Raw genomic sequence first — 6,456 nt, 5'->3', positions numbered from 1 at the left:
ATCTCCATCAGAGAAAGATAGACAAACTGATAGATCTGATTTAAGCTGATTATCAACTGATATTGTTTGAAAAATGACTGGAAGAAAGACCAGATATGACTGTCTTGAATCAGTCCCTTCTTAACATCAGACAGGATATTAGCTAAAGCTCCCAAGGACTGAAACGGTAAATCCTTGACATTTATATAGATCCGGTCCACCACATCATTCAGACTGGTATCTTGGATGGCATGAAATTCTCCAAAGAGAACTCCTGCCGCTCCAAGAGTAGAAACAAATTCCACCAAATAATTTCTGAGGAAATTTTCTCAACCTTTTCCCATAATGTGTTTAGTGCCATCCATAACGATCCCAACCAGAAAAAGGAAAGAAAACAAGCAAAGAAATTTTGCCGTAAATCCCAAAAAGCTTCAAGACTTGGTGTTGTTGGTTTTTCTAACTCTAAAATCAAGATGGTCATAATAATTGCTAGAACAGCATCTGTCAATACAATTAATCTGTCTTTCTTCATCGGATTGCATCCCCTTTCTTTTTTGTAACATTCTATCTTATCGCATAATATTGGATATTCTTTCATAATCCGACTACAAACAAAAATAAACCAAAAAGTCTGTCCCTATTATGCTATATTTAACTCTAGAAGTATTCATCCATCTAATTAATAAATATATCATATTTCACAATAAATGAATACTATCAAAGATTCATCCCCTTTCACTTCATCATTTAGTGTTGCTTAGATTTATCAAAAACAACCAAATTTGTATTAATTTCAAGTATCACCTAGTTACAAAAATTTGGGGTGAACAGAAAAAGCATCCCGTATTTTTGATACGAAATGCTTTCAATAAGTTTAAATAAGTTTTAACGTTTACTAAATTGTGATGCTTTACGAGCTTTTTTCAAGCCTGGTTTGGAAAGTATGGATTTCAGTTGGACTAAAAACAGCGTAATATCAAGGATTTTCTGAACAATATCTACTTTTTAATTTCATAAAATCTGAATCAATATTTTTAAAATAGGGAATAGTTTAGGTCTCTAAGCATTAAAATAATACACCTAACTTTGGTCACCGTTTTTTAGTTATTCACTCTTTTTTCGTATAGTGTTTTTAAAGTTATGATGTAAAATGCCGCAATTAAAACACTATACATCATAATCGGAGGATAGAGAATTAAGGACAGAATCAATCCCACTCCTTTAATTATTAGGTCAGGTATCAATGACTTCCTATATTGTGCGGTAGCTTCAAGTAATTCTTTCTGATCTATATTGGGTTTATCAATTACTTTATGTAAAAACCAGTTTGCTACCGTTGAAACAATAACGATCAGTCCATAAAAGAGCTGTGCCGTATGATTCATGAAATGACTACTAACTATTCCAGTAGCGTAGGGCATAAATGAAACAAAAAATAAAAGAAACAAATTCCACCAAACAATTTGTTGAGAAATTTTCTCAACCTTTTCCCATAATGTGTTTAGCGTCATCCATAACGATCCCAACCAGAAAAAAGAAAGAAAATAAGCAAAGAAATTTTGCCGTAAATCCCAAAAAGCTTGAAGACTTGGTGTCGTTGGTTTTTCTAATTCTAAGATTAGGATAGTCATTATAATTGCTAGAACCGCATCTGTCAATGCAATTAATCTATCTTTCTTCATCAGATTACATCGCCTTTCATTTTGTAGCATTCTATCTCATCGTATAATATTTATTAATCTTAAATATTGGATAGTCACTTCATATTTTGAGTACAAACAAGATACACTAAAAAGCATGTATCTGTCATATTTTATTTAACTTTAGAAATATTCATCCATCTAATCAATAAATATATCATATTTCACAATAAATGACTACTATCAAAGATACATTTTCTTTCAGATTTCTTCCTTTTCAACTTGGCTAACTTGACCTGCATTACCTAGGTCGCTTTGCTTTAAATTATACTTTTTTCTTAAACATTTGCTACGAGTAGGTCTTTCTTGTGAGTAATTTTCATCAAATAATTTCATAGATAAGTCCTATATATAATAATGGTAAAGTAGTAAAAATAGTTGTTATCCTAGTTGATTAAAAAAATCTCTGATTTCCTCATCTTTTATAAAATAATATATAATTTTCCCCTCTCTTCTAGTATCCAAGATGTTTTGATTGGCTAGTTTACGAAGATGGTGGGAGGCAGATGCCATACTGAGATTTAGTAAACAGGCTATATCGCAGACACAGAGTTCTTCAACAGCAAGGAGATAAAAGATGATATTTATCTGTTTATTATCGGTAAACTTTGATAAAATACGAAGTGATTTTTGGACTTTTTCATTTTCAAGGTAGTTCGTTGCGGTTGTAACATTTTGTTGATTTATAACATTCACTTGGCAGATACTATCTTTTTTCATAATTTTTTCTCCTAGCCGAACACAGTCCTTAACATGTCAAAGCTGTTGTTTTCAATCAGGATATACATCCCCAATCCTAAATAAACAACGGCAATAAACCATCTGCTATATTTTTCCAAAGTTTCTCCAACAGAAGGGACTTGTGCCAATTTTTGGGCAGAAAAAACCAAGAGATAAATCATGACTAGAAAGATAAGTAAAGCCACTATCAAATTCGCTAAATTTAAGGTAATAAAATATGGGACAAAAACACCAATATTGTCAGCACCACAACTTGCAAAAGTAATCATAGCGACTAGAAAAATCAGGTTTTTATCATCTTTGCGCAAACCATCTTTTGCAATAGCTTCTCCATCAGAATCTCCTAAAAGCAAAACTTTGAGTCCTAGGAAAATTGGAATCAAACCGAGCAAACCTAAAATCTCTTTACTAGGAATATAATTTAAGACAAATGCAAAAAGTAAACTTAGCAATATTAGACTAACAGAGCCTAGAAATTGTCCTAAATAGATGTTAATGATATCTTTTCTGCTTTTTCTTTTGGCAAAAAATAACATTAGGATAATAAGTAAGTCTACGGCTGTCCCAGAATACAGGATTATTGAAGTAACAATATTTTGAATCATAAAACACCTCATTCAAATATATTTTTGAATGTATTCTAACATTAAACTTTGTAGATGTCAACTTAAAATCCACCAATTAATAATTGCATGTCAATATTTGTATTGTGAAACTAGTTTCAGAAATATATAGTCTTAAAGTATGTCCACTGCCAATGGTTTTTTCAATATTTAAAAAGAGAGAACCAATTTGATCCTCTCCAGGGTATAATTTTCCATCAACCCACTACAGTTGACAAAGAGCCGTTATTCTCAAATGAGACAACTCCTTTTAGTTTTTATAACCTCAGCTTCTCGGTCTCTTACCTACTTTTAATAGAAAGACTACGAAGGACGATTCTTAAAGTAGTCAGATTGTGCAATATCGAAAGATTAGATGGGCTTAACCAATTTAACAACCCAAATCCAATTAAACTTCCATTTATTACAACTGTTTCTTGAATATTTCTTTGAATTAATTTCTGCAACGATTCAGATAAAGAATTCAATTCCTCGAAGAAATCTAAACGATTATCTAATAATAAAATATCACTCATCTGCTTAGAAATATCAGCACTTTCATTCATCACAACCCCAATATCTGCAAGCGTCAAGGCAGCAGAGTCGTTTAACCCGTCTCCAACCATCAAAATAGTTCGGCCAGCTTTCTGTAATTCCTGAACCAACTGAAACTTACCATCTGGTTTTAAATCAGTATAAACGTTGTCAAATGGCAGATCTTTAACCAACTCTTCTGTTCTAGCCAACGTATCACCAGTTGCCAGAATCAGTTTTTTCCCTTGGCGCTTTAGCTTTTTCAATGCAACTTTCGCCTCGCTTCTCAAGGGAGTGTGGATACAAAACATCCCAATTAATTCTTTCTTATAAGCCAAAAACAATAAATTGTAATGAGTCTTATATTGCTCAATCAAGGCCAGCTGCTCAGAACTAATTCTTACCTGTTCGTCTTGCATTAGTACATAATTTCCAATGACAACCGATTGACCATCAATTTGCGATTTAATCCCTTTGCTTGCAACATACTGAAGCTTGCCATGCATTTCTTCGTGTTCAATGCCTTCAATTTCAGCTTGTTTAACAATTGCATTGGCAATAGGATGATAGATATGTTCCTCCAAACATGCACTTATTCTTAAAATATCTTTCTCAGTATAATCTCCGAAAGGAAGAACCTTTTCAACCAAAGGATAACTCGTCGTGATGGTACCCGTTTTATCAAACAAGAAAGTATCCACTTCCAGATATTTTTCTAATACATCACCATCTTTAATAACCATTTCTCGATTTAGACCTTCCTTTATGGCCGTAAGGTAGGCTACAGGTGTGGATATTTTTAGAGCACATGAAAAATCCACCAATAAAAAGGAAATGGCTTTTGAAAACGAACCTGTTAACAGATAAGTCAAACCAGCACCTAAGAAGTTATATTTTACAACCTTGTCTGCCATCCTAATAAAATGACGTTGTTTTGTCTTCTTACTCTCTTCAGATTTTTTCATCAGATTGATGAGTTGCAAAATACGACTGTTTATCTGATTATCAGTCACACGAATTCTTAACTCTCCTGTTTCCAAAACAGTATTCGCACATACAGAATCTCCCTCTTTCTTTTCAACAGGGAAGCTCTCTCCAGTCAAGGAACTCTCATTGACCATGCCTAATCCTGAAACCACTTGGCCGTCAAACAAGATTTCATTCCCTTGGGAGACAACTAATACATCACCTACTTGAACATCAGAACTCTTGATGCTGATGACCATGTCTCCCCGCACTAAGAAAACATCACTTTCTTTAGCAAGAAGGCTTTGTTCCAAATCTGTTGCTGTTTTTTTTAAAGACCACTGATCCAGATGATTACCCAAATCAAGCATAAACATGATGTTGCTAGCTGTCTTGGATTGGTTCATAAACAAGGACAACAAAATGGCCGAACAGTCCAAGACCTCCATGGTTAGTTCCTTGCGCGCTAAAGTTTGATAGGCTTCTTTGACATAACCCAAAGCCTGATAACAAGTCCAAATATAACGAATAGGGTAGGGTACAAAACTTCGAAACAGCAAACGCTTAATCGCTGCACCCGATACAATTGAATAAGCACTCTCTTCTCTACGAATGGGAAGAGTCATCAAGTCCGAAACTTTCCCCTTGTCAATTTTTTTTAAAAAGGCCTCTGCATTTTCTAATACAGAGAAGCCTTCTTTCATACGTAGAGTAAAGTGCTGCTGATCCATATAAAACTGAATAGAGTCGATCCCTTTTTCATCTTTAGCCAAGGAACGAAGATAATCTTGAATATCCAAGGTCAGTGAAAACGAGGACGATAATCGGATATGTTGATATCCTCTGTGTAGCACTTTAAAAGACATATTATTCACCTGTCAGGCTATCTAATTGTTCTTCTTTCTTTTCCTGTTCGTATAAATATTTAGCGTCTTGTAAAACATCATCACCGTGTTGTTTTACAACAGAAACAGATGCATCCAGTCCATCTTTCAATTTGTAAGCTTTAGCCAAGGCCTTAGAATAGCCTTTCTTAGCTTCTTTACTTGCTAAGACTTTCAAGCCAAGCGTCCCAAATGCTACCCCTCCTAAGAAGAGAGATGATTTTTTCGCAACTTTTGCGACGTTTAATACTTCTTTTAACATGTTTATTTCCTCCTTGTAACTATTGTAGCGAAAAATGACAGCAAAAGCAATTGCTGATATCTGATATATAGATAAAATTCTCTATACTGATATTTAATTATATTATGATGAAAACAATATACTTTATTTTTTGATACTGTCAATAATTATGTGTAAACACTTAAGTAGAGTTACGGAGTGTTAATTAAATAAGCTTTCAAGTGTATCAGAACATTGACCAAACCCTTTATGGATTCGTTGACTTTGCTTGAAATTATAATCTTCAAACAACGTAACTAAGTAACGTTCCAGAGCCTCCTCATTAGGAAAAAGAACCTTCTTTTTCGTTTGATGTTTGATTTCTTTGTTAAGAGACTCAATGAGGTTTGTCGAATACATGCTGTGCCAAATCTGGTAGGGAAACTGATAAAAAGTTAAAAGATTATCCGTCTTCTCCAGACTTTCCATGACTTTCCTATACTTTGGTTTCCATTCGGCGAGAAAGTCCTCTAAAGCTTGTCCTGCCATTTCTAAATTTTCAGCACGATAAATCATTATAAATTGCCCCAGAATAACCGCTCTATCTGCTCGTTTCACTTTACTAGCTAGATTTCGACTAATATGAATTAAGCAACATTGTTGTTTAGCTAATGGGTGAGCCTGACTGATAATCTGCTCAAGCCCCTTAAAGCCATCTGTAACTACAAGAGAAATCTGTTGGATTCCTTGGTTTTGAAGCTTGTCTAACAGGGTGGACCAAGAAGCATTGTTTTCTTGAGGCAACTGTGCATAGCATATCTCTATGCGAC

Annotated in this window: 8 protein-coding genes and 1 pseudogene; all 9 read right to left on the bottom strand. The window is 34.1% G+C overall.

Annotated elements, in window-relative coordinates; genetic code table 11:
* Nucleotides 1-284: hypothetical protein (locus QM911_RS07810; protein ID WP_414313634.1), on the bottom strand; the 284-nt coding region annotated here is incomplete at its 3' end.
* Nucleotides 209-511, bottom strand: coding sequence for a TMEM175 family protein (locus tag QM911_RS07805; protein ID WP_004240734.1), 303 nt, complete (start codon nt 509-511; stop codon nt 209-211). The genes QM911_RS07810 and QM911_RS07805, both read right to left, overlap by 76 nt.
* A gap of 568 nt (nt 512-1,079) precedes the next feature.
* Nucleotides 1,080-1,661 (bottom strand): TMEM175 family protein, encoded by a 582-nt coding sequence (locus QM911_RS07800; RefSeq protein WP_075228815.1) that lies wholly within the window; start codon nt 1,659-1,661, stop codon nt 1,080-1,082.
* Between the two features lie 219 nt (nt 1,662-1,880).
* Complete coding sequence (locus QM911_RS07795; protein ID WP_414313633.1) at nt 1,881-2,015, bottom strand: hypothetical protein; 135 nt, start codon at nt 2,013-2,015, stop codon at nt 1,881-1,883.
* A 45-nt stretch (nt 2,016-2,060) separates the two neighbouring features.
* The gene (gene cadX / locus QM911_RS07790) at nt 2,061-2,399 is read right to left on the bottom strand and encodes a Cd(II)/Zn(II)-sensing metalloregulatory transcriptional regulator CadX (protein WP_414313632.1); all 339 of its coding nucleotides are present in this window, start codon (nt 2,397-2,399) and stop codon (nt 2,061-2,063) included.
* Between the two features lie 11 nt (nt 2,400-2,410).
* Nucleotides 2,411-3,025: a CadD family cadmium resistance transporter gene (locus tag QM911_RS07785; RefSeq protein ID WP_414313631.1), complete on the bottom strand. Its 615-nt coding sequence runs from the start codon at nt 3,023-3,025 to the stop codon at nt 2,411-2,413.
* A gap of 299 nt (nt 3,026-3,324) precedes the next feature.
* A complete protein-coding gene (locus tag QM911_RS07780; RefSeq protein ID WP_002893754.1) occupies nt 3,325-5,388 on the bottom strand; it encodes a heavy metal translocating P-type ATPase in 2,064 nt (687 codons plus the stop codon).
* 1 nt (nt 5,389) lies between these two features.
* Nucleotides 5,390-5,668 carry a DUF6110 family protein gene (locus tag QM911_RS07775; protein ID WP_002893755.1) on the bottom strand — a complete coding sequence of 93 codons (279 nt, stop codon included), beginning with the start codon at nt 5,666-5,668 and terminating at the stop codon, nt 5,390-5,392.
* Nucleotides 5,669-5,848: 180 nt separating this feature from the next.
* Nucleotides 5,849-6,439 (bottom strand): annotated as a pseudogene (locus QM911_RS07770) (transposase); the annotation flags it as partial.
* Between the last annotated feature and the right edge of the window lie 17 nt (nt 6,440-6,456).

Source organism: Streptococcus infantis (genome assembly GCF_047460825.1).
Lineage (GTDB): Bacteria > Bacillota > Bacilli > Lactobacillales > Streptococcaceae > Streptococcus > Streptococcus infantis_V.
Note: the sequence above shows the minus strand (reverse complement) of the source record. Positions and strands in the feature narration are given on the sequence as shown.